This window comes from Polaromonas sp. P3_C2 (assembly GCF_056402675.1).
Window position 1 is genome coordinate 1 of the sequence record NZ_JBFUGX010000825.1, and the last position, 1,603, is coordinate 1,603.

A 1,603-nucleotide genomic window follows, 5' to 3' on the forward strand; every position below is an offset into this window, starting at 1 on the left:
GCCAGTCGGCCGTCTTGATGACATCCAGGTTGTGCTCGATCACCACAATCGTGTTGCCCGCGTCGCGCAGCTGGTGCAATACCTTGAGCAGCAAATCGATGTCGGCAAAGTGCAGGCCGGTCGTCGGTTCATCGAGGATGTACAGCGTGCGGCCGGTGTCGCGTTTGCTCAATTCCAGCGCAAGCTTGACGCGCTGTGCCTCGCCGCCCGAGAGCGTGGTCGCGGCCTGGCCCAGCTTGATGTAGGAAAGGCCCACGTCGAGCAGGGTGTGCAGCTTGCGCGCAATCGTCGGCACCGCCTTGAAGAACTCGGCGGCCACCTCGACGGTCAGGTCCAGGATCTGCGCGATGTTCTTGCCCTTGTATTGCACTTCCAGTGTTTCGCGGTTGTAGCGCATGCCCTTGCAGACATCGCAGGGCACGTACACGTCGGGCAGGAAGTGCATTTCGACCTTGACCACGCCGTCGCCCTGGCAGGCTTCGCAGCGGCCGCCGGCCACGTTGAAGCTGAATCGCCCGGCGCCGTAGCCGCGCTCGCGCGCGGTATTCATTTCGGCCATCAGCTCGCGGATCGGTGTGAAGAGGCCGGTGTAGGTGGCCGGGTTGCTGCGCGGCGTGCGGCCGATGGGCGACTGGTCAACGTTGATGACCTTGTCGAAATGCTCGATGCCTTCTATCGCTTCGTGCGGCGCAGGCTCTTCATGGGCGCGGTACAGCGTGCGCGCCACGGCCGCATACAACGTGTCGTTGACCAGTGTGGACTTCCCAGAGCCGGAGACACCGGTTACGCAGGTCAACAGGCCCACCGGGAATTCGACGCTCACGCCTTTGAGGTTATGGCCGGTGGCGTTGACGACGCGCAAGGCCTGCATGTCGCCCAGCGTGGCCTGGTGGATCGCTTCGCGCGCGGCGCGGCGCTCGGCCGCCGGGCTTTGCGGAAAGCGCGAGGCTTTCTTTTTCTCCGCCGCTTCCACCGCCTTGACCGTCGGCAGCCAGGGCGTGCGGCGTTTGGGTACGGCGATCTTCAGTGTTTGCGCCAGGTACTGGCCCGTGAGCGAGTCGGGGTTGTTCTTGACTTCGTCAAATGTGCCTTGCGCCATCACGCGCCCGCCGTGGATGCCGGCACCCGGTCCCATGTCGATCACATGGTCGGCCGCGCGGATCATGTCTTCGTCGTGCTCGACCACCAGCACGCTGTTGCCGATGTCGCGCAAATGCTTGAGCGTGCCGATCAGGCGGTCGTTGTCGCGCTGGTGCAGGCCGATGCTGGGTTCGTCGAGCACGTACATCACGCCGGTCAGGCCCGAACCGATCTGCGAGGCCAGGCGGATGCGCTGGGACTCGCCACCCGACAGTGTCTCCGCGCTGCGATCCAGGCTGAGGTAGTTGAGGCCCACGTCGTTGAGGAACTTCAGGCGCAGGCCGATCTCGCGCACTACCTTGGCTGCAATTTCGGCCTTGGCGCCCTGCATTTTCAGCGTGTTGAAATACCCGAAACTCTCGCGTAACGTTGAGTGGCTGATTTCATAGATCGCCTTGCGCCCAGGCTTGGTGCCATCGGTCACCGATGCGTCAACGCCGTCTTCAGGCGCGCTCACCAGGTA

1 protein-coding gene is annotated in these 1,603 nt (G+C 63.8%); it reads right to left on the reverse strand.

Translation table 11 applies throughout. The features are described 5' to 3' along the window. A partial coding sequence (locus AC1DWI_RS22420) for an excinuclease ABC subunit UvrA (protein ID WP_477725816.1) occupies positions 1-1,603 on the reverse strand: 1,603 nt, incomplete at both ends.